The 24,713-nt window shown below is 61.8% G+C and carries 26 protein-coding genes and 1 pseudogene; 10 read left to right on the top strand and 17 right to left on the bottom strand.

The features are described from left to right. Window positions 1–39 precede the first annotated feature (39 nt). Together mddA and K408_RS0103360 are read left to right on the top strand one after the other, a co-directional pair. Window positions 40–828 carry a methanethiol S-methyltransferase gene (mddA, locus tag K408_RS0103365; protein ID WP_024337225.1) on the top strand — a complete coding sequence of 263 codons (789 nt, stop codon included), beginning with the start codon at window positions 40–42 and terminating at the stop codon, window positions 826–828. Between the two features lie 73 nt (window positions 829–901). Continuing rightward, window positions 902–1,324, top strand: coding sequence for a GFA family protein (locus K408_RS0103360; protein ID WP_024337226.1), 423 nt, complete (start codon window positions 902–904; stop codon window positions 1,322–1,324). 151 nt (window positions 1,325–1,475) lie between these two features. Here the strand turns inward: K408_RS0103360 and K408_RS0103355 are convergent, their stop codons facing one another. After that, window positions 1,476–1,700, bottom strand: a complete 225-nt coding sequence (locus K408_RS0103355; protein WP_024337227.1) for a hypothetical protein — start codon at window positions 1,698–1,700, stop codon at window positions 1,476–1,478. A 234-nt stretch (window positions 1,701–1,934) separates the two neighbouring features. Here K408_RS0103355 and K408_RS0103350 point away from each other — a divergent pair, with 234 nt between their 5' ends. Then, the gene (locus K408_RS0103350) at window positions 1,935–2,225 is read left to right on the top strand and encodes a hypothetical protein (protein WP_024337228.1); all 291 of its coding nucleotides are present in this window, start codon (window positions 1,935–1,937) and stop codon (window positions 2,223–2,225) included. Between the two features lie 136 nt (window positions 2,226–2,361). Here the strand turns inward: K408_RS0103350 and K408_RS0103345 are convergent, their stop codons facing one another. The 4 genes from K408_RS0103345 to K408_RS0103330 form a co-directional block, all read right to left on the bottom strand. Then, the gene (locus K408_RS0103345; protein WP_024337229.1) at window positions 2,362–4,299 is read right to left on the bottom strand and encodes a sensor histidine kinase; all 1,938 of its coding nucleotides are present in this window, start codon (window positions 4,297–4,299) and stop codon (window positions 2,362–2,364) included. After that, complete coding sequence (locus K408_RS0103340) at window positions 4,296–4,979, bottom strand: response regulator (protein ID WP_024337230.1); 684 nt, start codon at window positions 4,977–4,979, stop codon at window positions 4,296–4,298. Before K408_RS0103340 ends, K408_RS0103345 begins: the two co-directional genes overlap by 4 nt. Window positions 4,980–5,147: 168 nt before the next feature. Continuing rightward, on the bottom strand, window positions 5,148–5,381 hold the full coding sequence (locus tag K408_RS0103335; protein ID WP_024337231.1) for a hypothetical protein: 234 nt from the start codon (window positions 5,379–5,381) through the stop codon (window positions 5,148–5,150). Window positions 5,382–5,615: 234 nt separating this feature from the next. After that, window positions 5,616–6,467, bottom strand: coding sequence for an alpha/beta fold hydrolase (locus K408_RS0103330; protein ID WP_024337232.1), 852 nt, complete (start codon window positions 6,465–6,467; stop codon window positions 5,616–5,618). Here K408_RS0103330 and K408_RS0103325 point away from each other — a divergent pair. Both K408_RS0103325 and K408_RS0103320 read left to right on the top strand, forming a co-directional pair. Beyond that, the gene (locus K408_RS0103325) at window positions 6,466–6,843 is read left to right on the top strand and encodes a VOC family protein (protein WP_024337233.1); all 378 of its coding nucleotides are present in this window, start codon (window positions 6,466–6,468) and stop codon (window positions 6,841–6,843) included. The genes K408_RS0103330 and K408_RS0103325 overlap by 2 nt on opposite strands. A gap of 765 nt (window positions 6,844–7,608) precedes the next feature. Further along, window positions 7,609–8,211, top strand: a complete 603-nt coding sequence (locus K408_RS0103320; RefSeq protein WP_006022661.1) for a hypothetical protein — start codon at window positions 7,609–7,611, stop codon at window positions 8,209–8,211. Window positions 8,212–8,261: 50 nt separating this feature from the next. Here the strand turns inward: K408_RS0103320 and K408_RS42620 are convergent, their stop codons facing one another. The 12 genes and pseudogenes from K408_RS42620 to K408_RS0103260 form a co-directional block, all read right to left on the bottom strand. Further along, window positions 8,262–9,095 carry a DUF2971 domain-containing protein gene (locus tag K408_RS42620; RefSeq protein WP_006022660.1) on the bottom strand — a complete coding sequence of 278 codons (834 nt, stop codon included), beginning with the start codon at window positions 9,093–9,095 and terminating at the stop codon, window positions 8,262–8,264. Window positions 9,096–9,136: 41 nt separating this feature from the next. Further along, the gene (locus K408_RS43275) at window positions 9,137–9,502 is read right to left on the bottom strand and encodes a hypothetical protein (protein ID WP_237863170.1); all 366 of its coding nucleotides are present in this window, start codon (window positions 9,500–9,502) and stop codon (window positions 9,137–9,139) included. A gap of 253 nt (window positions 9,503–9,755) precedes the next feature. Continuing rightward, window positions 9,756–11,030: a DUF4238 domain-containing protein gene (locus K408_RS0103300; RefSeq protein ID WP_006022658.1), complete on the bottom strand. Its 1,275-nt coding sequence runs from the start codon at window positions 11,028–11,030 to the stop codon at window positions 9,756–9,758. Between the two features lie 39 nt (window positions 11,031–11,069). Further along, complete coding sequence (locus tag K408_RS0103295) at window positions 11,070–12,935, bottom strand: competence protein CoiA family protein (RefSeq protein WP_006022657.1); 1,866 nt, start codon at window positions 12,933–12,935, stop codon at window positions 11,070–11,072. Between the two features lie 39 nt (window positions 12,936–12,974). Continuing rightward, the gene (locus tag K408_RS0103290; RefSeq protein WP_006022656.1) at window positions 12,975–14,765 is read right to left on the bottom strand and encodes an SIR2 family protein; all 1,791 of its coding nucleotides are present in this window, start codon (window positions 14,763–14,765) and stop codon (window positions 12,975–12,977) included. Between the two features lie 56 nt (window positions 14,766–14,821). Next, window positions 14,822–15,092: pseudogene (locus tag K408_RS40905) on the bottom strand (ArdC-like ssDNA-binding domain-containing protein). 316 nt (window positions 15,093–15,408) lie between these two features. Beyond that, window positions 15,409–15,912 carry a GIY-YIG nuclease family protein gene (locus K408_RS0103285; RefSeq protein ID WP_006022655.1) on the bottom strand — a complete coding sequence of 168 codons (504 nt, stop codon included), beginning with the start codon at window positions 15,910–15,912 and terminating at the stop codon, window positions 15,409–15,411. A gap of 18 nt (window positions 15,913–15,930) precedes the next feature. Next, window positions 15,931–16,188, bottom strand: a complete 258-nt coding sequence (locus tag K408_RS0103280) for a phage exclusion protein Lit family protein (protein ID WP_006022654.1) — start codon at window positions 16,186–16,188, stop codon at window positions 15,931–15,933. Further along, on the bottom strand, window positions 16,179–16,898 hold the full coding sequence (locus tag K408_RS0103275) for a phage exclusion protein Lit family protein (RefSeq protein WP_024337235.1): 720 nt from the start codon (window positions 16,896–16,898) through the stop codon (window positions 16,179–16,181). The genes K408_RS0103280 and K408_RS0103275 overlap by 10 nt, the downstream gene beginning before the upstream one ends. A gap of 10 nt (window positions 16,899–16,908) precedes the next feature. Next, window positions 16,909–18,303 carry a hypothetical protein gene (locus tag K408_RS0103270; protein ID WP_006022652.1) on the bottom strand — a complete coding sequence of 465 codons (1,395 nt, stop codon included), beginning with the start codon at window positions 18,301–18,303 and terminating at the stop codon, window positions 16,909–16,911. Between the two features lie 51 nt (window positions 18,304–18,354). Next, window positions 18,355–19,281 (bottom strand): hypothetical protein, encoded by a 927-nt coding sequence (locus K408_RS0103265; RefSeq protein ID WP_006022651.1) that lies wholly within the window; start codon window positions 19,279–19,281, stop codon window positions 18,355–18,357. Between the two features lie 9 nt (window positions 19,282–19,290). Beyond that, entirely contained in the window at window positions 19,291–19,845 is a 555-nt protein-coding gene (locus tag K408_RS0103260) for a hypothetical protein (protein WP_006022650.1), read from the bottom strand. 93 nt (window positions 19,846–19,938) lie between these two features. On the opposite strand from K408_RS0103260, the gene K408_RS0103255 reads away from it, so the two are divergent. The 5 genes from K408_RS0103255 (at window position 19,939) to K408_RS0103235 (ending at window position 24,698) form a co-directional block, all read left to right on the top strand. After that, window positions 19,939–20,574 (top strand): hypothetical protein, encoded by a 636-nt coding sequence (locus tag K408_RS0103255; protein ID WP_006022649.1) that lies wholly within the window; start codon window positions 19,939–19,941, stop codon window positions 20,572–20,574. Then, entirely contained in the window at window positions 20,571–21,683 is a 1,113-nt protein-coding gene (locus tag K408_RS40200; protein WP_006022648.1) for a toll/interleukin-1 receptor domain-containing protein, read from the top strand. The genes K408_RS0103255 and K408_RS40200 overlap by 4 nt, the downstream gene beginning before the upstream one ends. Then, entirely contained in the window at window positions 21,683–23,014 is a 1,332-nt protein-coding gene (locus tag K408_RS0103245; RefSeq protein WP_006022647.1) for a hypothetical protein, read from the top strand. The genes K408_RS40200 and K408_RS0103245 overlap by 1 nt, the downstream gene beginning before the upstream one ends. A gap of 81 nt (window positions 23,015–23,095) precedes the next feature. Next, the gene (locus tag K408_RS0103240) at window positions 23,096–23,689 is read left to right on the top strand and encodes a DUF6088 family protein (protein ID WP_006022646.1); all 594 of its coding nucleotides are present in this window, start codon (window positions 23,096–23,098) and stop codon (window positions 23,687–23,689) included. Then, complete coding sequence (locus K408_RS0103235; protein ID WP_006022645.1) at window positions 23,682–24,698, top strand: nucleotidyl transferase AbiEii/AbiGii toxin family protein; 1,017 nt, start codon at window positions 23,682–23,684, stop codon at window positions 24,696–24,698. Before K408_RS0103240 ends, K408_RS0103235 begins: the two co-directional genes overlap by 8 nt. Window positions 24,699–24,713 lie beyond the last annotated feature (15 nt).

Below are 24,713 nucleotides of genomic sequence, written 5' to 3'. Positions count from 1 at the left end.
ACCAAATCGTGTCGATGTCTCGGCACAACGGAGCGTTTCATGACCCAAATTGATCACCAGGTTCATTCCATCGGCCCGGATGTTGCGGGCTCTCGCATTTTCAAGTTCCTCGCCTTTCTGTACGGAATTGCGGCCTATCTCGTGTTTTTCGTCACCATTCTCTACGCCATCGGCTTCGTCATGGGGGTGATGGTGCCCAAGACGATCGACAGCGGAGCCGAAGCGCCTGTCGTTCGCGCGGTCATCGTCAACCTGCTGCTGATGTCGCTGTTCGCGGTTCAACATAGCCTGATGGCGCGCCAGCAGTTCAAGGCTTGGTGGACGCAGTTCGTCCCCAAGCCGGTCGAGCGAAGCACGTACGTGCTGTTCGCGAGCCTGTCACTGCTCCTCCTGTTCTGGCAGTGGCGCCCGCTGCCGTCCGTCGTATGGAACGTCGAAGATCCGGATCTTGCCGTGACACTGGTCACGCTGTCCCTCGGCGGCTGGGTGCTGGTGTTCACCTCGACCTTCATGATCAACCACTTTGAACTGTTCGGCTTGCATCAGGTGACCAACCAACTCGTCGGCAAGGAGACGGCACCGCCGCGTTTCAAGACGCCGCTGCTCTACAAGTTCGTCCGCCATCCGATCTATCTCGGCTTTATCGTTGCGTTCTGGGCGGCGCCGACCATGACCGCGGGGCATCTGCTGTTCGCGGCCGTGACCACGCTCTACATTTTCGTCGGCATCGCGCTGGAGGAGAATGATCTCGTCGCTCTCTTCGGTGACGAGTACCGGCAGTACAGGCAGCGGGTCTCCATGCTTATTCCGTGGCGCCGGTCAGTATAGCCTCGCCTCGTTCTGCGCGTCCGCCGAAAGGAGGACGCGCGACAACTTTCGTTCGAGAGACGGAGACGGCCCGATGAAACATGTCGGAAACTGCTTCTGCGGCGCGGTCACGGTCGAAGTCGCGGGCGCGCCGGAGGCGATGGGCTATTGCCACTGCCGTTCCTGCCGCTCCTGGTCGGGCGGCCCGGTCAACGCCTTCAGCCTCTGGAAGCCGGAGGCGGTGCGCATCACCGAGGGTGCTCAGAATGTCGAGACCTTCGTCAAGACGCCGCTCAGCCAACGCAAATATTGCAGGAAGTGCGGCGGCCATCTCATGACCAACCATCCGCCGCTCGGTCTGGTCGACGTCTTCGCCGCAACCATCCCGACGCTCGCATTCACGCCCGGCGTCCACGTCAACTATTCCGAGACCGTGCTGCCGATGCACGACGGCCTGCCGAAGCTGAAGGATTTCCCAGCCGAATTCGGCGGCAGCGGCGAGATGGTGCAGGAATAGCGGCGGAGCATGAGGTGGCCCTCACCGCCGATCCAACAAGCAGTCTGCGGGGCCCATCCCGTAGCCCAGGCCGAAGCTCGGGCCTGGGCTTGCTCTCGCGAGGGCGGCGGGGCGCCGCCCTCGCCGCCTTCTCCAACGGTGTGATGAAGGACTAGCCTCCGCGCGCTTCAACGACCTTGCGGCAGGAATCCGAGAGCTTCGACTTGTTCTCGCGGAGGCAGGCGTTCATCTGCGGCGGCTTGCCGATGTGCTCGGCGCAGAATTTGCTGGCGTCACCGCGGCAGGCCATTTGCTCCTGGGCCGATGGACCGGATTGCGCAGCAGCGGGCAGGGCGGTGGCAGTGAGCAGCAGCGCGGCAAGAACCGAAATCTTCATGAAGCACCTCTTTGGAATCGTCGTTGGTCCCGACCGGGATCAATCGGGCCGGACCATCTCGCGAAGCTCCGGCGCGGGTCCATGCCATGTTCATGGCGTCGGCTCGGCCTCCCGGCCGCGGCACCCCCATCTTCATGGCATGTATCCTCGCGCCGTCTTTTGCCATTCAGGCTATACCTCGGCTGCGAGACCCGGTGATTGCACCGGGACGCCGAACGGGAGCAGGAGAGCTGAATGTCGAAGAGAGCTGGAGCGCTGAGCGCCGGGCTGACGATCATGGCCCTGGCGGGCGCGGCGATGGTCTCGCTGGGCACGAGCCCGGCGCAGGCGGTGGTTTATTGCAAGACCGTTGGGGTGCCCAAGGGCTGCGTGGTGCGGCCGACTGCGGCGGTGGTGGTCGCGCCGGGAGCTCCGGTTGCGCGGGCTGCGGTCGCGACCCCCGGCGTCGGTGCGCCCGGCGTCGGCGTGCGCGCAGGTACGCCGATGAATCGCGGCGGCCCGGTCAATCGCGTCGGCCGGCGCTGATATCTTCATTCGATCGATTTGATTGCATTGTTTCGGGCCAACGGGACCTGCGGCCGAACACCCCTGTCCTCCGCAGGCAAATCACCCGGCCCGTCCCCTCTCTCCGTGCGCCCCACACGTTCGGGGAGGGGGCTTTTCAGCCCGCAGCCATGTCGCTGTCGGGAAAGCGCTGCGGCAATTGCAGTTGCACGCGCGTGCCTGAGGCATCCGAGCTCAGATCGAGCATTGCGCCGCAGCGCGCCGCGCGGCTTCTCATGTTGCGCAGGCCGCGCGCGGTCTGGCCGGTGCCCGCGGCCGTGCTATTGCCGGCCAGCGCGAAGCCGCGGCCGTCGTCCGCCACGCTGATCACGCCATAAGGTCTGTCGCTGCCGTCACGTGTCTCGATGGTGACCGCGACGTGGCGGGCCTGCGCGTGCTTGACCGCGTTGGTCACAGCCTCGTCGAGGATACGGATGATCTGGATGACATGCCACGGCCTGAGTTCGGGATGCAGCGGCAGGCCCTGCGGCGTCGCCACGCGCCAGTCTAGCGCGATGTCGTGCGGTCGCAACTGGGCTGTCGCGCGCTCGCGCCAGGAGCCGAGCGCGAGCATCAGGTCGCCGCCAATGTCGTCCATGGAATCGATGACGAGGCGCAGGTCCTTCAGTGCCGCGCGGGCGGCGTCCGCGATGGTCGCGCCCTCATTGCCGCGCTCGGACAGCGCGACGATGCTCACCAGCTGGCCGCCGAGGCCGTCGTGCAGGTCTCGCATCAGACGGGTGCGCTCGTTGGCGAGCGCCGCAGCGCGGGCGCGCTCCTCCTCGCGGGCAAAGCTCGCCTTCAGCCGCTCCTCGGCTTCGCGCACGCGTGTCACGAGCTGGCCGGCAAAGCTGTCGACCTGGTTCAACGCGCGGGCAAAGCGCCAGGTCAGCCCCGCGCCGATCGCGACCAGCATCGCCGAATAGGACAAACGCGAGACGAAGATGCGATCGTTGGTCGCGATCTCAAGCACCGTGAGTATGTCCTGGATCCAGCAGACCAGCACGATGGTCACGGCGCAGCCGATCGTGAAGCTCGCAGCATCCTGCCGCCGCACCACCGCGGTTGCCGTGATGCAGGCCATCAGGAACAGGCAGAGCCCGACCGTGGGAATCCCGAGCACCAGGAAGAGAATGCGCGGCAGCGGCGGGCCCCCCAGCAGCCCGACCGCGAACACCAGGATGCCGGGCACGAACAGCAGCGTGCCGTAGCGCGGCCAGCGCCAGCCGAAGAACAGCACGGCGAACATGACGATCAGCGCACTCTCGATCGGTGCCGACGCCAGCAGCACCGCGGCCAGCCGGGAGACGGTGACGGGCGGCACCGGCGGCGGCGCGAACGCCTGCACCACGCCAAGCACCATCGCTGCAGCCAGCACGCCATAGACCGGCTCGTGGCGCCGCATCAGCCACATGATCGCGAGGATGACGGCCAGGATCGCCTGCCAGGCGGAGAATACCACCGGGAGCGTGACGAACAGCAGCGTGCGGGTCTCGAAGGCCGGGCGCAAAGCGGCGTCCGGGCCGACATAGACAGTGTCGAGAAAGCCCTTCAGCGGTCCCCACACGAACAGCCGCACCGTGATCTCGTTTGCGCCTTCGTGCAGCAGCGAAGCCGGGATCGCTGCGATCTGCGGCGTGTTGCGGTCGGGCCGGTTGGCGTTGGCGTCGCGCCGGGAGTCGAGCACGACGACGCCGTTGACGGCGACCTCCACCGCGTTGCTGAAGCGCGGCAGGTACACCGACCAGCCCGCAGCCGCATCGGCGCTTCGGTAGGTAAAGGTGCTGGCGTAGAATGGCGGGTCCGCCACGGAATAGCGCGAGGATGTGAAATGCGGCAGCGTCACGGGGCGGATCAAGCCGTCCTCCCTCAGCGAGAATCCGCTGAGCGCAGAATCCTCGGGGTCGCTCGGCTGCAGCAGGCGCAAGCCCATAACGGTGGCGACCACGATCAGCGCCTGGAACAGCAGATAGGGCACGAGTCGCGAGGCCAAAAGCCGGCGCCGTGCGGACTTGGCCGGTGCCTTCATGGGTGCCTTGGCGGCGAGCTCGCTCACAGCTTGATCAGGCCCTGCTGCACCGCCTCGAACACCGCTTCGCTGCGCGTGTGCACCTCGAGCTTGCGATAGATGTTCTTGATGTGGCCGGGCACGGTCTGCTTGGACAGGCCGAGATGGCTCGCGATCTCGGCATAGCTGAAGCCCTTCGCGATGCCCCACAGGATGTCGATCTCGCGCGGGGTCAGCCTCGCCGTGTTGAGCGCAGGTCCGGGCGGTTGCTCTGCCGAGTTCTGTGCGGCGCCCTGTGTTCTCCGCACGATGAACCGGGCGATCGAAGCCGAGATCGGCGAATGTCCCGCGACCAGGTCGCGCACGGTAGTGGCGATGTCGGTAGGAAAGGCATCCTTGAGCAGATAGCCGGTGGCGCCGACCGTGATCGCGGAAATCACGCTCTCCTCGTCGCCCAGCGCGGAGATCACCATGATCTCGCTGTCGGGAAAGCGCTGCCTCATCTCGCGGATCAGTTCGATGCCGTGGCCGTCGGGCAGCCGCAGGTCGGTCAGCAGCACGCGCGGTGCGCCGCCGCCCAAGGCCTGCCGCGCCTCCGCGAGCGTGCCGGCGCTCCGCACCTCGTAACCGGCCTTGACCAGCGCATCCTGGAGCCGCCAGCAGGTCGGCGCATCGTCCTCGACGAGGAGGATGGTGATGGCCTCACCCGTCTCGCCCTGTTCGGTCATGATCATCGTCCCGCGACCCGCGTGTCCCCCGCGGCGCGAGGCAAGTCTATCCGCAGCGTGGATGCGGTGACACCCATAATCATGGGGGCGGGGATGACATGGGACTGCCATGTCCCGGGCTGATGTTGCGGGGAGACTCGACGGGTGGTCGAGCCGCCGCCGATTCTGCTAGGGAAGATCGACACGTGGCGGCGGATATCGCCGGGCAAGCATCGACAATGACAGCTGTCGTTCGTCCGCCGGCAGCTCCAGATAGGCGAGCACGAGGGGCCGCTTCCAGTCGCCGACGCCCAAATCCATCGCCATCCATTTCTGCGGCTCAGGGCCCTCGAGGCCGCGGACCCAGACGAAATAGCGCGGCAGGTCGTCGGCGTCCGTATCTGTCGTGCGTCTCCTGGCCATCGAAGCTGTCCGCTGCATCACCGATCATTGCCCACGATATAGGGAAGATCTTGGCGAAGTCGAACGCCCCGGGGTGACTGGGGGAGCTCGCCTCGGTGCCGGCGCCGGGCGCACTCGCCGTCACTGTTAGAGCCCGCTCTTCGCCATGCGGCTTTGGAGAAGGACGAGGAAATTCACTCCGATGTGGGTTGGAAGCGGACAGGCAGCTTTGGGGACAAAGGCAGATAGCTGTCGCTACCAGTCAGGTTGAATCCGCTCGAGGAACGACCTCATCAACGAGACAACTTCATCGAGGTTGGTTTCCAGCAGCCAATGCCCCCCGTCCAGGAGATGCAATTCGGCATCAGGCAGGTCGCGCAAATAGGCGCGGCCGGACTCTTCGGGCATGTAATGATCTTGCGGCCCCCACAGGATCAATGTGGGCGGCTTGTGCTGTTGGAGATAACGGCGATGCTCGGGAAACCATTGACGGTTCGCCTTGAGGTCAAACAGAAGGTCTGAGATCGCGTCTTTCCTCCGTTCGGTCACCAACGACCAGTGCAATTGCCAAAGATCCGGCGGGATGAGTCCCGCCAATTCTGCACGCACATCATTCAGGAACTCGTCGCGAAAGTTTCCTTCGGTAACAGCCTCCCTCATCGCCGCACGCAACTCTTGATCGGGCAGCGACCAGGATTTCTCGATGTCCGCGTATTTCGGACCAAGCGCATCTTCGTAAGGTATGTCACCGTTCTGGATGATCTGGGCCACCACCCTCTCAGGCCGCATGATCGCCAGCCTGGCCCCGATCGGTGAGCCGAAATCATGAAGGTAGATCACGAATCGCTCGAGCTTCAGCTGCGTCACGAACTGGTCCAGCCACGCCGCATAGCCGTCGAAGCTGTAATCGAGGTCATCAGGTGTCCCGCTATAACCGAACCCGGGATAGTCGGGAGCAATCAGCCGCAATTTATCCGCCAGCCGCGGCATCAGATTGCGGAATTCATGGGATGAACAGGGATAGCCGTGCGGCAGCGAAGGGAGGCCCTGACGGAACAACGACTGGAGACCTACTGTTACGAAGCAGCATCGAACGGAGGTCCTTATGATCCACCATGTCTCAGTAGGGACGAACGATGTTCAGCGCGCCAAGCGCTTCTACGATGCCGTATTGCCCATCGTTGGCATCATGCCGATGGCGGAGGATCAGGGTGGGCTGGGCTATGGGAGCGGCACGTTTCACTTCAGCGTGCAGGTTCCGATCGATGGACGACCCGCGACCGTGGGCAACGGCACTCATATCGCCTTTGCCGTCGAGAACCGCTCGATGGTCGATCGCTTTTACGCAACAGCATTGAAGCACGGTGGCAGCGACGATGGCGCTCCCGGGCTGCGGCCGAATTACGACCCGAACTATTATGGGGCGTTTGTCCGAGATCCGGATGGTCACAAGATCGAGGCAGTGACCTACTCGGCAAAATAGTCGCGAGGGGAAGCATTCATGCCGACCATCCCGTGCGCATGCGGGCGACTTCTGGTCAGGAGAAGCAAAGCCTTGGGCGGCATGCGTCGTGAGACTGTAACGGCGTGTCTCGCTATTTGAGTTTTGCGCAGACAGTCCGGCTGCGCCAAGAGGCTTCGCCGGAGGGACATGCTTTGCCGGTCGGTTTGGCATGGCCGCGCCACGCGAAATCCGAAGGGCGAAGCGTGGTGCCCCTGGCCGGCAGTCACCTATTTCCTTAACTATCCGAATTTATGGCGATTTTAGTCACGGATTGCTGCCGATACCAGCAGAAATACCAGCAAGCTGAGACGCGCGGTACTCGCTGGCAAAAAATAAGCCAGCAGGCTCCCCGGCAGCAGGCGCGCCCCATGCCGTTCTGGTCTCCACAAGCGCCACGACCGGAATCGAACCCGGCTCCGACTCGAATCCCGATAGGATCGCCCAAACTTGATATCGCGAGGTCAAGGGAGCGCCTTGTCATGCGTAGTCTTTACACTTTGCCCCACGATGCCGAGCGAGATACGTACCTCGTGTTGAACGACTTCGGGGCGAGTCGGTTGCGCCTGGCCAGACCAACACTGAAAGCGCCGGCAGCGACCACTACGCCCGCGGCTTCCGCTCGATCGCCTCGACCCTGCTTAACGATGAGGGCACGTCGGCAACCGGAAAGCAGAAAGCCGCCGTGCGCCTCCGTTTGGCGTTTGCGTGATAGTGGTAATGAAATCATGACCGCAGGATCATGCCATGGCTGATGTGCCGAAGCTCGTCGAGGAATTGTGGAGCTTAACGCTGCTCGAAGCTATAGAACTCGCCGAGATTCTGAAGAAGAAGTGGCGACCGCCGGAGGTATCTCTAGCCGATATAAAGCGCTATCTTCCGCATTGGCCCGATGCAGTCATTGAACTGTGGCTGTTCTACCTCGCAAACCGCAGCGCTGGCGATACGGGTTGGCCGCCGCCGGAGCCGCTCGGCAATCACGCATGGGCAGCCATCCTTGGATACAGGCCCCTTTCATGGTGGCGAGAGGTTAGCTGGAAGCGCGAAACGACTGACTGTGGCTTTGCAAATCTCTGCCAGGGTACGAAGGTCATTGTGGCGCAGATATTGATGGAGAAAGCAAGCGGCACCATTGATGAGGAGACCGGGAGGCGATTCAAGAGGGGGGCCGATTACCTGATGAAGAATGGCGTCTTCGAAAAGCCGCTAGTTGCGATAAGGCTTCCCGATGGCTTGAGCATCCTCGACGGTAATCACCGGATAAGCGCATTCTGTGGCCTGCAAGAAACCCCCGCCGAATTACTGGAGCCGCGCGGTTTAAAGAAGCCGGCGCCCGAACAAGACCTATAGATTGGGACGCACAGCGGCGGCGAAGTGCCGCTGGATTATCTGCCTAGCCTTTAGGCCGCGCCGTCTACCGCTTTGATGCCGAGCTTGCCGAGTTCATCGCGGAGGAAATCGAGGTCGCAGCCGGGGCCGGGAAAAACCTCCGTGATCGTGCCATCTGTCATGGCCTTTCGATAATCAAAGCCGAGTTCGAGTCCGGGGGCAAATTCCATTTTCGTGCCATCGGCCAAGACAAAATGTCCCATGCCAATCGCCGAAAGCGAAATACGCAACTCGCGCTCATCAGCATAGCTCTTGTCCTTGACGTAGGTGTAGCGGATCGGATTGGGCATCCGATCGATATTTTCCCGCACCTCTTCCCACGACAAATAATCGACGATTCCGTAGTTTACGGAGAATATCTGCTTGCAGGCGTTTCCCCGGTACAGCAGTCCATTCCTGACGCTCATGATCTCATTGATGACGGCACGCAGCTTCGCGAAATCGAAAGCGATGCCGACTTTACCATGTGCGCTGCCGTTCCCGTACTCGTGCCAGATGTAGTCGGAGTTCTCCAGCGAGAAGCAGCACGCATAGGTCCGGTTTCGGCAGCGGTCATAATAGTCCGCCCCAGAGAAATCGGGTGCCCTTTCGAACTTGGCGGCCTCATTGGCGGCGCGATCTTGTTGCAACTGCTCACCGTCATGCCCGTCGGCATTCCGGAAGTCCTTGTAGCTATCGACCCGGTTGAAATAGAGGTATCCGCCGCTCACCGACCGGAGCAGGTTCTCAATCGTCATGATTTTGTAAAGCTGTTGCCCGTCCGGCGGTGCGGTCAGCGTTCCGGCGTGCGGTTCGATGGCCCCCAGCGCGGGGTCGAACGGAGCATTATCGGTGTTTTCGGTCATGGCAGCAGTGTGAGGACTTAGCGGCTGCGCAGATCGGCGGCCTAGCTTGCTCTCGTTTCGACCCTCGGCAGCGAAGCATGATATTCATCTATGCTGTTGAGATCAATCATGGTCTTGCCCCCCATCTTGTAGGCCCTGATCCTCTCGTGGGCGATCAGCTCATAAGCTTTAGTTCTTCCAAATTTGCCATAGCGGCAACCATCCTTGAACTCGACGAGCCGGCGCCGCTTGTTGTTATCACTCTCAACCATGAGTCCCTGCAAGCGCTTCGATGATCCCCCGATAAGATCAAAACCGCGCTGAGTGAGATGCGCATATCCATGGCGCGACGCTGTCGGTGCGGGCTCGCCAGAAGACCTACCGTTGTGGTGGCTGACGAGATTCCTGCTGACCCGTTTCGGCGCCATCTACGCGTAACCCAATTGCCATGCATCGATCTAAATTGTCTACGATGCCAAACAAAGGGTCCCCTGATGCCGCCCCCAAGTCCAGAGTGCTGTAGCGTGCAAATCGGATGGACGAGGAAGCGCGGCTCGCGGACGCTTGTATTGTCACCTAGTGCTTTTGACGTGAGAGGTTGCGCTGCATGCTGTGGAACAGGCCTGTGCTGCCAACTGCTCGAAGTTTGATATCGGGGACCTGCTCGCCGGAAATGGAAGGCTACAAGCGGTTGCGATCGAGACGCTTGCCTAACTCTCTCAAACTGGCATCGCGGTGAACTACGCGGAACCAGCCATCGGCTGTGTTTCCAAGAGGCTCCACCATGGCAGCGCCCAAGGTGCGCATGGGGCGTCCATCGACGTAGAGTTCGACACGGAGCATGCCCTGATCCGATGCCATTTGGGCTAACAATGTGATCTGGCCGGTCCGAGCGGTGATCCCTTCTCCGGAAGGATCGATTTCCTCGATTGTGAGGATCCCGTGATCGGCAGGACCGCGTACTACGAGGTGTATTCCCGATTGCATCTCTGAATGTCGTTTAGACGGCCGTCCCATTTCGCCGAACGTAAGGTGTGTCGTGACGGACCGAAGGTGAGGTTGCTGTTCCAACGCTTCACGCGCGCGATCGAATGTGTCGGTGGCCGCGTAGAGGTACCGCGCACTATGAACCGTTTGCTGATGATTGAGGAACAGGACCGCATCTTCATCAATATCGATCGGATTGCCGGACCTGAGGCCGTCTCTGTATCGGAACACTCGCTCCTTTTGATCTGCCTCGAGACTCGCTTGTTCAGCGAACTCATAGCGCTTCACAATTGTCGGGCAGTGCAAGGCAATCATAATCTCTGGTGAGATCGGCAGGACGACTAGTATGCCGTGCGAAGTAAGTCCGAGTTCCCCATAGGGAAAAGCATTCATCACTGCGGTGGGATGATCAGAGATTATGAACCGATGGTCCCCGTTTGCTCGGTATAAGGCGGGATACAGGCGCAGAAGCGCGACGACCTGCTCGCTGCGATCAAGGAATGTCCGTACTGCGCCGAGGCGCAGTGCTGCATCGGGGGGCGTCGCCATGGTCGGATTCTGATCCGGATCGTAGCCGAGCTGCCGTGTGATCTCCCGAAGACGATCAGCGAGGTGCGCCCGCGTGGTTCGACTGAAATGCGTGCGAAGCATCTGGGTGGCGAACAAGTCGGCCAAAGCAAGCCGATCATCCTCGGATAGCCAGGCTAGCGATTTGCGCGAGAGGATCTCCGCAATAAGCAAAGCCGACCGGGTGTCGACTTCCTGGAACAGATCTTCGAAGTTCCACTTGCTGGCGCCGAGACTGATGGTGTTGAAGTCGTTCTCTGAGCCAGCGTTGAGGATCGAAGTTCGGAATGATCGATCCGTTTGTTTGTCGAGCACATAGAGAAAACGGCGCTCCGCGTCCGCAGAGAAATTTCGAAGCTGCGCCTGTGGTACGAAGTGGTGCTTTTTAGAAGGCCGGTTCATTGTCTCTATGCGGTGTATTGACACAGAACATCCGAGTTCCTATCGACGCGAACGTTTCGTAGGTAGCAGCTCACTACACCGCTGCCGGGTAGCATCATCAACCGTGAACTCCTCCGGCGATTTACCACCTAATTCCCGCCTCCTGCCTCGCATCCATAAATTAGCTCGCTCGTCGTCGTAATACCGGGATTGGGCGAGCGCGGCGAGCTCCGCCACGGCTTTTGCCTTCCGCTCGCTTGCTCGATGCTGAACCTCAATCTCTCTTGCTCGGTAATGGAGCGCGCGGACCGCATCCTCGTGACCAGCTTCGCTATCCAAAGCGACCTCGATGGGAGGGCGTCCCCCAGTGTTAGAGTTTGTCGTCACGAGCCAGAGTTCCGCTTCTCTCCCGATCTGTCGAAGCGCGCGATGCTGCAGATCGGCGACGCGGGCAGCTTTATCTGCCTCGATTTTCGCTTGATTGGCGCGTTGACGTTCGGCTTCTTCTGCATGCTTGCGCTCAAGTGCGCGCGCCAGGGCGCCGTGGTAGGGAAGCCCAAAAAGGTCTAAGCGTTCTCGCGGCGAGAACCGGATTTGCGTCGCGATATTATCCAGGTCGTTCGTGAGCGATCGCCACTTCGTTTCATCGAAGTCGATCGCATCACGAGGTGAATGGCCGCGTTCCGGGAGCATTGAACTCCACCATTGTTCAAATACGAAAGCAGCGGTCTCATCCGCTGGAAGAGTGGCAATCAGCTCCTCAACTAATTGACGGAGCTCGCGCGTACGCTTGACCGGTCGCGCGCGGAGCTCGCGCGCCTTATCGATCCGTGCCTGTAGCGTATGTGAGGGCCGCCAAATCTCAGTCGGATCCGAATGAACGAAGCCAAGGCGCTCGAGTTGCGTTAGATATGCTTCGACGGCCTGGAAGGGGGAGTTGAACGGAATCCCGGCCGCTCGCACCCCACATACGATTTCGTCCGAAATGTCAGCAAACGATGAGTCGAGCCATCGTCTGCTTCGGAGTGCCGCGAGCCCATTTCGAGTTCGGAAAGGCGTTTTCGTTGGAGCGAGCAATGCTTCCAGAATAGCCGCTTGCCATTCCGCAACGGCCACTGTGAAGCAACCAGCCCCATATACCGGCAGATTGATGAGGTCGGCGAGGCCGTTTTTCCGGGCCGAAGATTCGCATGCCCCGCTTCCCGGGGATTCTGACGGTGAACGATGGCGATAGGAGCCGCGGTAATTTTCGATTTGCGTCCGCCTCTCCTCTGCTCGCTGTAGCGCTCTCACTTCGAGGCGTGCGCGCGCTTCACGTTCCCGCGGATTGTGCAGCCATGTTCGCGGCGCGTCGTAAAGTATCCGGTCTCCGATCTCGCTGAGCTTGTGGTCGCGGTACTGGGAGAGGTCGATCTCGATTGCGCCGACATCCATCGCTTGGATCCGGGCGATTTTTATTGAGTCGCACGGATGAGTGACCTTGAATTCTACGATGAGCCTGCGATCGCGTAAGAGCAGCACGACGTCGGGAACGATCTGCCCATCTTTGGTTTCTAGGATCGCTCGATCGAAAGTACGCTTCGCCGCCCGGACAACAACTTCGCGATCCTTCTGCTCCTCCACGACCTGCGCTGGCAAAGTAATTTCCAGGCGCTCATCCAAAATGAGTTTCGCAAACTTATGCAGGGCCGTCTCGCCGGCGGACGCGCATGACCGGCCATCTTGCTGAGCATTGTGCGCAAAATGGTGGGCCTGCACATCTCCCTTTTTCGCAACCATCCGCCTTCCGCAGCCGGGACAGACGCAGTTGCAGGCGAGCCCGGAGGGCACCTCGCCAATATGCAGGAGTCGACCATCGGCAGATTCGGCGACGAAAGCGCCGCCTTGCTCCGTACAGGCAAACAGTTCTCTCAGGCGTATAGACATCGTCCGGCTGCTCCCTGGCCGGTATCGCCAGGTGGAGTGTCAGCGCCACTCCATCCATCGTGCTACCCGTGATAGGTTTTCCAAGAATAGATCGAGGTATGCTTCACTGCCCAATGCGAACCCTGCTTTAAGCAGTTGTTGCCTGGTAGGAGTTGATTTCAGCTCGTGTTCTATTGAGCGTCGCCCCTCGCTTCGCCAGCCGATGCGACCGACAGACATCCTAGCCTTCCTGTCGCCGTTCTCCAGTTGATCCTTCAGTGCCCTTTCACTGTTCTCTTCAAGGTGGACCAACGCCCCCAGCGCCTCAAAACGATCGAACAGCAGAGCATTGTCTGTGGGGACGCCCAAAAACGCCGTGCCCCACTCGAAGGATACGTCGAATAGATGGTCGCTGAGTGGTGTTTTTCGGCGGTTGTTGCCTGTCGTGAAACCTTCAACGTTATTCCAGAGATTGTCGTCTGACCCCCTCCAGTCCCACAGGAAGAGCGAATTCACGAGACGTTTTGGGTCCCGCTCGTCCCTAGGCATCGAGAGAGAAAACAGGTCATGCAAGGTCTTCCAACGCTCTGCTCTCGCAAGTCCGAGCCCATATGCAGTCATGAGCAGAACGGCCGGATACGTCCTTAGATCAAGCCATATATTCAGGCCGCTGCCCACCTTGTTCGCCCTGGCAACGACGCCGCGGATCGTATCGGCAATGAGTGCAAGCTCGGCGTCATCCCCCCATCGTCCGAGAACACCAAAGGCTTTCGCGAGCGGCTCGGTAGTGGCCTCATAGAGTTTAAGGCGTCGGCGGAATTCCTCAACGGACCACACACCCTGCGGAGAGAGCTCCTTCGCGTCGAGGCGGTCGAAAAGCTTGTTAACTTCCTGTGTGATGACTTCATCGAGTCGAATGCGAAATTCCGGCCTCGCAACGTACCGCTTGATAGAGCCGACGAGGATATCAATCGTCAGCGGACTCTGCTTCCGAGTCTCGGCGAGTGTTTTCACCAGCTCGGCCAACTTCAGAAAAAAGCTATCGGCGTCGGCAACCGGAATGGTCACAGCCTTACGCTGACTGATGATGGGCTCTGCGCCGCTCCCAACTTTCCCCCGTATGCTCCAGAAAGTAGGGTAACGCCTGTTAGGAGCGCGCAACAATGCTGCCCGTAGCGCGTCATCCCACTCGCCTGACCAACCGCAAACTATAAGACCGTGCTCATCCAAAATGCGGTCGAGCAGCGCATCGTATTGCGGCGGATACACGCCTAACTCTTCGTCGGTATTCAGGATGCGTGCATCCTTGTAGTCACCATGAAGCTTCAGCACGTAGCACGGGCTATGTGTGAGCGGCTCGGCTCCTGACAAGCTGTCGACGGAGGTGACGACAGTTGGCTCAACGCCAACTTCTCGCAGTGCATTTTCTAATAGCCGATCGAAATTGGTCGTTAGTATCACTCGGACATACCCGTCGCGAACCAGGCCCGCGATTGCATGGTGCGCGGCTGTCGGAAGTTTCTTACCCTCTGCACGATCGTCTTCGTCAGGCTCGATGTACGAATGTAAGATGGATCGCCGTTCGGCAGGCGAGGCCGCCAGTCCTGCTAGAATCGCTGAATAATCGGGTTCCGCACCATACGTTTTGCGATACCACGTCGCCCAATCGGACTGATTCTTGACGCCTTGCGCGAGCGCGACTCGTCGAACTAGGTCCAAAGTGATTTCCCATCCAGTTGGAATCCCGGCTGCACGAGAGAGACCAGAGCCGAGAAGCAAAGCATAGACACCCTTGCTCTCGAACATCGAGAATGCGAGCTGAGTAATCGGATCGCTTGATAAAATGCTCATGGCAGGCGCGAATCACTAGGAGGGAAGGGTCCGAGCATAGCAAGATTGCGCAGCAATCAATCGCCGCTCGCGCCTGCTCGGGCGCGCCGCTTCTCGTCGTCGGGTACGAATCGGTCGGCGTACACGACGGACGTGCCGCGCTCGCCGTTGCGGACATTGCCGCCGAGCGCGAGCGCCTGGCGGAAGGTGGGCCCGCTCTGGCCCGAAAAGCCGTGCCGCGGCGCTCCAAAGGATCAGCACGTTGATCCCGGAATAATTCCGCCCGGTCGCGGCGTTTGGCAAGTGGCGCCTTCGCAGCCGCCGTCCTCCAAGGTTGGACCCAGGCACGCGCCCGGCCTCAAGTTCTGCGATGATATTGTCGGTAAGTTCATCGTATAGCTCGCCCGGTCCTGGCCAGCCCGAGCTTGTCAGGTCTTTCTGGACATCACCGATCTCCGCGACCGGCGCCGGGGCCCCTCTTTCAGCCCTCAACCCGTCACGGCGAAGCCGGTCCGCACTCTCACTCTGAAGGGGGCGTTGCGGGGGCTCCCCGCAAAAGGGGGCGGCTGAGACGAAGGCCGGCCGCAGGGGATGGCGTTCCCCTCAGAAGCGCAAAGCCGGGTTTCAGCTTCTCAGGATTGGCATCTTTCCGCCTTTCAGGACATCACTCGTCCGGCGGATACTCACGCGGATCGAGCTCGGAAAAGTCGGTCAGCGTGTCGCATCGGATGCAATAGTACATCTGCGAGGCTTCCTGAAAATGCATGCCGCATAGACATCCGCAGAACGGGCAGCATTCGTCGATTTCCAGATCGGCCCATTCCCACACGCCGAGGTATTCGGGAATGGCGTCGCGATCATAACCGACGATCTGGAAAGCATCGGCGTTCTTGGCGACAAATCCAGCGCGGCCGGCGCGCTTGAGAATGGCCAGGATGTCACCCGGCTCGATGTCGAACCATTCTCCACGCACATGGGTCGATCCAAAATGCTTGTGCAGCTCTCGTTCAAGCTGGAAGGCGTCGGTCGCTTCGATCCACCCGAGCAGTCGCAGCTCCAAAGGATTCCCCGTGTGGAGGTTGCGCTGGCGCGCCTCGATGTTCTTCGCCACGCCGATCTTGATCGGGGAGCATCCGTTTTCATCTTCGCCAATGAAATAGACCGGCACGTCGCGCTCCCCGCAGCGTCAACGGAGCCGGTCGAGCAGGGCCTCGACCATTTCCTGATTTGAGTACGCGATGATGTCGAGCGGCCGGCCCTCCTGCCTCATCAGCGTGATCAAAAGGCAGGCCGTGAAGGGCCAGAAGGACGAGCCGGGCGGCAGATTGTAGCCTCCGATCATCGCCGTCAGCCGCTCGGCGATCGGTGGATACTGCCGATTGCCCCAATGCGCGTGGGTCGGCGTCATCGCATGGATGATCACGGCGGCGAGCGCTATTCCCATCGCGCGCTTCTGCTGGACTTGAGCGTAGTTGTCCTATGCTCCTTCGCATAGGCGGCGAGGCCGCTGGTCATGAACTCGCGGGCCCAGTTATCGCAGCCGATTTCCTCCTCGGGCAGTGTCGACGGTGCGCTCTTGTCGGCGCAATACATGACGTGCCGGAATTCGTGCAGCAGCGCGAAGGCCAGGGCAAACGCGACGAGGTCGAACATCGTCTTGTGCTGGACATCTCCCAAGCTGTCGCGGTCAGCGGTCGGCTCGGGGATGTCCGCAGGCCAGGAAATCTGTGCGGTCTGTTCGGCCGCGATGAGCGATTGAGCGGTGCTGACGCGCTGCTTGTAATCGAATTCGTATTGCCCCCGTTCGGCATCGATCTTGAGGGCCTGATCAAGCGGCATTCCGGTCCATGTCGCCACCAGCAGGGCCGGCGAATACACCTCGATGGCACGCCATGCGCTGAAGCCGAGCAGCCAGAAAAAGTCGATCGTCTTGGTGTCGAACTGGATGCGCTTGTCATCGGCCTTCATCGTCACGCCCTTGGTGCTCGGCGCGACTTCCACACCATGACCATACTGGCTCCATAGGCCGCTGATCTCGTCGGCGCGCTCGGGTACAGCCCCGCGCAGGAGATGGAGGACGATGGTCCGGTCGGATGGTTCCGTTTCCATGTTCAACGATGCTCCTTTGATGGGCGAGGACGGCGACGCATGCATGGCGGGCAGATCATGGCCGCTCGCTTTCGCCTTGCGCGCCGGCCATGCGCAGATGAGTGATCGATGAAATGACCGAGTTCGCCCACATGGTGTTGCACTCGACGTCGCCGCCGCGCTCGAACCAATGGGTCGCGCCGGGTATGAGATCGAAGGGAATGGGGTGCGTCGCCTGTGGGTTGTGAAAGACCTCCAGTTCCTGACACCAGGCTTCGCCCCAAGGCCAGAGCGCTTGGTATTCGGCGCTGTCGACCGACAGATCGAAATCAATGGGCTCCAGCGCGCCCGGCGTTCGGTCGAAGAGAATGCCGCGGCGGGTCATCGTGAGGCCCGGCGGCCGCCATCCAGCGAGAAAGCCCATGCGGTTGAATTTGGCGAGCGTCGCCGCGTTGCTGAAGATGACGGCAGAGAGGTGAGCGAAGTCGGGATCGCGGAATAGCCCGGCCGGAATGCCGTGCCTGCCCGTAAGATTGTTGATCGGCGTGCCGATCGCACGTCGCCCGGCGCCTTCGCCTTCGACATCTGCCCGCAGGCCGTAGAGATAGGTCGGCAAAGCCTCGCGGCTCCAAACCATCGAGCCGGATTCATAGAAGTCAGCGATCGCCAGAGCGAAGGGTATCCCCTTTACATGATCCAGCTCATGATAGTTGCGCTGAAGCTTGCCGCGCAGCGTCTTGGCGAAGCGCTCAGCTGGCGCGCCGGTTAAGCGTTCATTTCGATCGACCGGAGCATGCACCCAGTCCCCGATCCCGCCGGAGCGGGGCGTCTCGGAATTCGCGGTCACGGCTTCGATCCAGCAGGCGGCGCCATCGTTCTCGATCAGGAAGTCCGGTGAGACATGCTTCTGCCGGACGATCAGGCCTTGCTCGCGGAAGCAGGCAAGAAGATAGAGTTCGAAGAGGCGGGACGCGAAATTGCTGGTCTGCAGATCGGGGACGAAATTGGCATCCGGATTGGGAAGCGCGAGGTAGCATTCGCCGACCGCCATCAGCGCCGGGAAATGGCTGATCGTGCTCGTCAGCAGGTCGAACTCCGGCGATGTGCCTCGCGATCCGGTCTTCAGCAGAAGCGGCCGTCGCCGTGCGCCCGGCGGCAATGGCTCGGGCGGCTCGCCAGCGCGCATGCTGATGGTGAGCTGATCCAGCGCGGCTTCGGGAGTGGGATAGGGGCCGCCTTCATCGACGCGGACCCAGCGATGATCGACACGCCTGCGCAAGGCCAGGGCGGTGAAGGTCCCGCGCTCCGGATCGAGGAGGATGCAGCCGCTCGCGCTGCCGTGTCCGGCTTGATAGCTCCCGAAGATCTGCGCGGGATCAAAATTGGGCCCACGTTCGAGCGACAGCGCATAGAGCTCAAACTGCCGCTGGCTGATCGGCGTGATCAGTCGCTGCTCATCGCCGACGGCCATGATCAACCTCACGGAACGGAAGGCGCCAGACGCGGGCACTCGGGCGCATCGTCATGATGCCTCCGCTGCGGCTTGCGCCAGAATGTCGTTGGCCTCCCACTCGTCGCCGCGCGGCGTGATGACGAACTCGCGATCCCAGACGCCCCAGCTTGTCGCCAGCGGAACCTGCGCCAAGGGGTTGTGGACATAGGTCAGCGGGCGGCTTCGACGCGAGAGGTTGCCGAGGCCAACGCGCGACCAGATCACACCTGAGATGTCAGCGAAACGCTCGTCGAGAAACGCCGTGCGCGGGATCGGATTGCGTTCGCGGTCGATGAAGGGGGCCGGGTGAAATCCTTCGTCAACGACGTTGCCGGTCTCGCGATCGATGGTGATGTAGGCATCTCCGATCGGAAATAACGTGGTCATGATCAGCGGCAACGGCTGGTCGGCGACATAGACGCCGAAGCGGCTCGCACTGATCGCGATGATCCTCGTGTCTTCCGGGCCGATCACACCCTGTTCGAGATAGCGCGCGATCCTCTGCGCCTTGGTCCAGAACGCCCCGGACGTGCGCAACTGCGCCTGACGGATCGGTGCGGCGAAGAGGCCGCCGCCCTCGTTGAGGGGGACCGGACGCACGATCTGGTCAGGACCCGGTGCGCCTTCATCTGGGGTAATGGCCTCGATCCAGATTCGGCGGCCATCTTCCAGGACGCAGAGGTCCGGCTGACCGCCTTCGCGCTGGCGCTCGACGACGGGAAGCAGGGTGCGGCCCGCCTCGAGCAGCGTGCAGCCCAGATACATCTCCCAAAATCGGCCATCGACATCGCGTGCGAAACCCTGCCGAAAGTCGGGGTCGGCATAAGGCTCGTAACGCCCCCACATCTCTTGCAGCATGGCGTGAAGCTGCTGCTCGATCGGAAGCTCGGCGGCTTTCAGGTTTTCAAACCCGCGATCGAGATTGGCGCCGTCGACATCGAATAGATCAGTCATCATCTGCTCGTCTCATGCCCGGCGCAGCATCCGCTCGATGCGAACACGGTGGAAGCCGTGCGAATGGACCTGCTGACGAAGCTGCTTGATGTCGTTGACGCCGAACGCCACCGCCGCTTTTAGCGGGCTGGCGAAGGTAGCGTAGAAGGTCCAGCGCGCGCCGTTCGGCAGCGTCGGATTTTGCCGGCGATCGGTGATAACGACGTCGCGCGGATCACTGCTGTTGCGGAAGGCGTGAAAGGTGAACCAGTCAGGCCGGCGATAGCGTGCCGCCTTGCTGAAGGGCACCGACTGAACTTTCACATCGGTCTGGTCGAGCACCCAATCTCGCTGCTCCAGGATCTGCCGCACCATATGGCCGACCATCTGCTTCACGCGGTCGGCCAAGACCTCCTCGCGGAATTCCGCCAGGAGCTGCTCCTCGATGCCTTCGACCGCGGGCTTGCCGAGTTCGGACGCGGTCTCCAGGCGGGCGACGTTTTCGGGCCGCGTGAGAAAGGCCCAGATGCGCTGGCCAAGTTCGGAGGCGTAGAGCGACGCAAATTTTTCGGGGCTATAGGTAAACATGACAGGCCTTCCTTTACCGGGCAAATATGGCCGGTTATAAGCTCCTGTCAATGGTGCGCGCTGCGCGTCCGCAGATATCGCGGGGAGGCTGGATTGGATTTCGAGGATCTCGTGACGGCGCTCGAGCCGCCGCCGAACCGCGCCGGAAAATCGGACGGCGCCCACGAACATCATCTGTATGAGGGCGCGGTGATGGTCGCCTACGCGATGCACTTGCTCCGCACGCAGGGCGCACGGGACGTCCGTGTCCATCCCGACGGCGAGCACGGAAAGCAGTTCGATTTCGCGGGCTGGCTGGGGCGGCGAGCGTTCACCAAGGTCTCCGGCGTCGGTAGCACCGCCTATGGCGGAGTCTATCGAAATCCGGCGGGCCAGACGATCACCGTCAACCCGAAGTCCGGGCTCGGTGATGTCGTCGCGAATATCGGCGACCACGTCATCTCGGCCGAATGCAAGGGCGGCATTATCAACGCGCGGCATCCAGGCCAGTTGTCGCGGCTCTACCGGGGTCTTTGCGAGACCGTAGGCCTGCTGATGGCCACGCCATCGCAGGGGCGTCAGGTGGCCGTGGTTCCGCTGACGGACGGCACCTTGCGCCTGGCCGAGCGGCTCGCGCCGCGGTGCGCCTTGGCCGGCATCGAGATCGCGCTCGTCGGCAGCCGCGGCGAGGTTTTGGAAGTGAAAGCTAGAGAGGCGGCCAAGCAGGCGGCGGAAAGGAACGACACGTGAAACGGGTGCTGACTGTCGGGCTGACTTACACCGGCGACAAGATCGATGGCGTGGAGATCGAAAATCTCGGGCTCTGCCAGCCCGATGTCGATCGAGAGCGGGCGGCCTATCCGCTCTACGAATACGACACGATCATCATCAATCCGGAGAGCTACACGCATTTTCTGTTCGGTAAGGCCGGAGAGTTTTCGAACGAACTTTACGAGCTGGGCAAGCTGAAGGGGCAGAATGACCGCTACGACCTCGACTCCGCCTTCGATGGCGAGGACCGACGCAAGGAGATGGAGGCCGCGATTGCGGGTGGCGCGACGGTCGTTTGGTGCCTGTCCGAGCCGAAGCGGGTGAACTTCTTCGGCTATCGCGAAACCCATCTTGGATATGTGGCGCCGAAAGTGGCGAGTTTCGTAAAGCGTTCGGAGCTTCTCATTAAGAAGGGGCGCAGGATGGGGCCGGTCGATCTCGACAGCCCCTTCGCGCGCTATTTCGAGGTTCTGTCGCGGACCGGCGGCTGGACGCTGTGCCTATCCGATCCCGGCGAAGGCTATGGGTCGATCGCCGCGACGCCGGAGGGCTACAGCCTCGGCGGTCAGCTGATGCTCGGCACCCCGACGGGCTGGCTGCTGACGCCGCCGACGTCGCAGGAAGCCCAGAACCAGCTCGTTCGCGACAGCCTCGCGTTGGAGAAGGCCGATCCGGCGCATGAGAAGTATCACGGCATCTTCCTGAGCCATACTGGCGTCGACAAACCCTTCGTGCGCCAGCTTCGCAAGGATCTGCTCGCTCATGGCGTAGAGCATGTGTGGCTGGACGAGGCCGAAATCGACATCGGGGACTCGCTGATCGCCAAGATCGAAGAGGGGATGAAGCTCAGCCGCTACATCGCCGTCGTCCTGTCGAAAAAGTCGATCGGCGCTCCTTGGGTGAAGAAGGAGCTCGACGTGGCGATGAACCGCGAGATCGCGAGCGGCGAGGTGGTCGTGCTGCCGCTGCTCTACGAGGAATGTGAGCTGCCAGAGTTCTTGAAAGGCAAGCTCTACGCCGATTTCTCCAAGCCCGAGGAGTACGAGGCGGTCCTCGGCAAGCTTTTGCGGCGGCTCCGGATCTCCTGATGAGCGAGACGGGTCCGAGAATGGCGATGCTGATGGCGATGACGGACCTGTGGCGCATACGACCGCCCGGGCCCGACAATATTCTTGCGCACCCGGCCTTCATGCGGCTGCGTGAGATCTGCCGCGACGACTACCCAAACGCCGGCAAGAAGGGGCCGAACTTCGCGCTCTCGACGGCATTGCGGGCGTTGGGCCTTCCATGTCACCTGCAGAAGGACACGGCCCATCTTGCCATGCCTGTGGAGGAAGCGGCGAAGGGATTGGACGCGGCGCTGCGCGCTACCCGGGCCAGGCGCATTCACCTTGCGCCGCTCGATCTTGCCGCCGACCTGCCGCCGCACGCATTCGGTCCGGCCAGGGTGTGCCGGTTGAGCGCCGACGAGCTGCGCGGCGTGATCGATGCGCGCCGGCTGAGGCGGCTTTATCCGCGTCAGGACTTCGATGCCGAGCGCTTCGCCGAATTCCACTGGCTGATCGTTGAGGAGGTCGTGGTGCTCGAGCAGGAGCCGGAGGAACGCGCGGTCCCGGTCCTGTTCATGGACCTGAGCCTAGATCTGGGGCGGGTCGAACCGCATCAAGGGCGGTTCCCGACTGCCTTGGAAGAAGCGCTGTTCTTCCTCCTGCTGGCCCCCTGGGAGAGCTGGTCGACCATGCAGGAAGTCGATTGGCGGGGCTTCCGTGTGCCATGGGTCTACACGATCGACAGCGACATCTTCGTTCGTCCCAGTTCGCCGCCGTCCCCCGACACGTTGAGCTGGGAGGACCGGGTCTACGACGATGGCTATGGCGGGACATACGAGGAAGAGCGCCCGGTCGAGCTGCACCTAGAAGAGGATGCAAAGACCGAGCTGACGGTGTGGGACCAGAGCCGATGGACGACCGTCGAGCAGGCGAAGCAATCGGTTTTGTTTGAGACGCCGATCCCTCACTTCCTCGTCCGCGCGTTCCTGGCCGAGGGCGTGGATGAATTCCTTGCGCACATCACGACGATCGAGGCGGCGCTCGGCTTGCGCGCGGACTATCAGAAGAATTTTCGCATCGCGCCTGACCGCCACAAAGGGATGCGCGCCACGAATAGAATTCGGGGACGGGTGGCCGGCCTGCTGGGCGATCGACGCTTCGCCGATCAGTATGAGCAGCTCTTCAACGTGCGAAGCGCATTCCTGCACGGCCGAGCCATGACCGCCATCTCGACGAAAGAGCGGGTGATGGCGCGGTCGTTGGCCCGCCAGATCGTCGAGGCGTTGATCCTTGCGACGCTCGCGGGGCCGATCAGCTCGCGGGAGGATTTCCTGGATGGTCTACTCGACAGGGGTTCGCCCTTGATCTAGCCGAAATAGACGGCTCCCCAGCAAGTCCGCTGGCTTGAAAACTGTCAGAAAACCGCGTATATTTCTGACAGGAGAACGGCCATGCAACGGTTAACCGAACAGATTCTCGCGCATGCCGAAGGGTTGCCGGAAGGTACGCCCGTGGCGGCTAAGAGCTTGCTTCACCTCGGTAATCGCGCCGCGGTGGATCAGGCTTTGTCGCGTCTGACTGAGCGGGGCCAACTGATCCGGGCCGGTCGCGGCGTCTATCTCCGTCCCATCACGAGCCGGTTCGGAACGAGGGCCCCCTCCGTCCAGCAAGCGGTCGAGGCGCTCGCCAACCAGCGCGGCGAAGTCATCGTCCCGAGCGGGGCGGCGGCGGCCAACACTCTCGGCCTGACGACCCAGGTGCCGGTTCGGTCGGTCTATCTAACCTCCGGCCGCAGCCGAACGATGAATCTCGGCAAACAGGTTGTCGAACTTCGTCATGCTCCGCGCTGGCAACTCGCCCTGGCTCATAAGCCGGCTGGCGAGGCGGTGCGGGCGTTGGCCTGGCTTGGGCCGGAGAAAGCGGAAGCCGCCTTGAAAACGTTGAAGCGGAAGCTCTCGCCGTCCACTTTCAGCGAACTGGTCGCGGCAGCGCCGCAGCTTCCGACCTGGCTCGCGCGCAGCGTAGGAAAGGCGGCGCATGGCTGACGCCTTTCTCCACCTTCCGGTCGCTGACCGCCGCGAGGCGCTAAGCGTCGCGGCCGATCAGTCGGGACGACCGGCGCACCTTCTCGAGAAGGATGTGTGGGTGGTTTGGGCGCTCGCCACGCTCTACGGGTCGGCGCTCGGCGAGCATCTGGTGTTCAAGGGCGGCACGTCACTGTCGAAGGCCTATGGGGTCATCCGGCGGTTTTCCGAGGACGTCGACCTGACCTACGACATCCGGGCGATCGCGCCCGACCTGGTGGACGGCAACGGCGAGGCGTTGCCGAAAACACGTAGCGAGGAGAAGCGCTGGTCGAGCGAGGTGCGCAAGCGCTTGCCGGATTGGGTGGCGGGCACCGCGCAGCCGGTCGTCGCGGACGCGTTGGCTGCCGCGACGTTGGCGGCTGCCGTCCGCGTGGAAGGCGAGAAGCTGTTTGTCGACTACGAGGCGACCACCGCTGGCTCGGGCTACGTCGCACCGAGTGTGATGCTGGAGTTCGGGGCGCGATCAACGGGCGAGCCGGCGAGCCTCCGCGACATCAAATGCGATGCATCCGGCCTGGTTGAAGGCGTAACGTTCCCAACAGCGCGGCCGCGCGTGATGCACGCCGAGCGGACCTTCTGGGAGAAGGCGACGGCTGTCCACGTCTTCTGCCTCCAGCAGCGGCTGCGCGGTGATCGCTTCGCACGCCACTGGCATGACATAGCGCGTCTGGATGACGCCGGCCTGGCGGATGCGGCTTTCGCCGATAGGGAGCTGGCGAACGCGGTCGCGCGCCACAAGGGCATGTTCTTCGTTGAGAGGGCGGCCGATCGAAGTCCGATCGATTATGCGGCTGCCGTGAATGGCGGTTTGCAGCTCGTGCCTGGCGGTGATGCCGCGAAGGCGCTGGAAGAAGATTATGGTCGCATGGTCGAGGACGGTCTGCTGTTGGAAGATGCTGAAACCTTCGAGGTCCTCATGGCGCGGAGTGCAGATGTCGCGCGCCGGGCAAACGAGGCGGCGAAATAGAGATTTGGGGGGAAT

It is taken from the genome of Bradyrhizobium sp. in8p8 (assembly GCF_000426845.1).
GTDB classification, from domain to species: Bacteria; Pseudomonadota; Alphaproteobacteria; order Rhizobiales; family Xanthobacteraceae; genus Bradyrhizobium; species Bradyrhizobium japonicum_C.
This window is presented reverse-complemented; position numbering and strand designations above follow the sequence as displayed.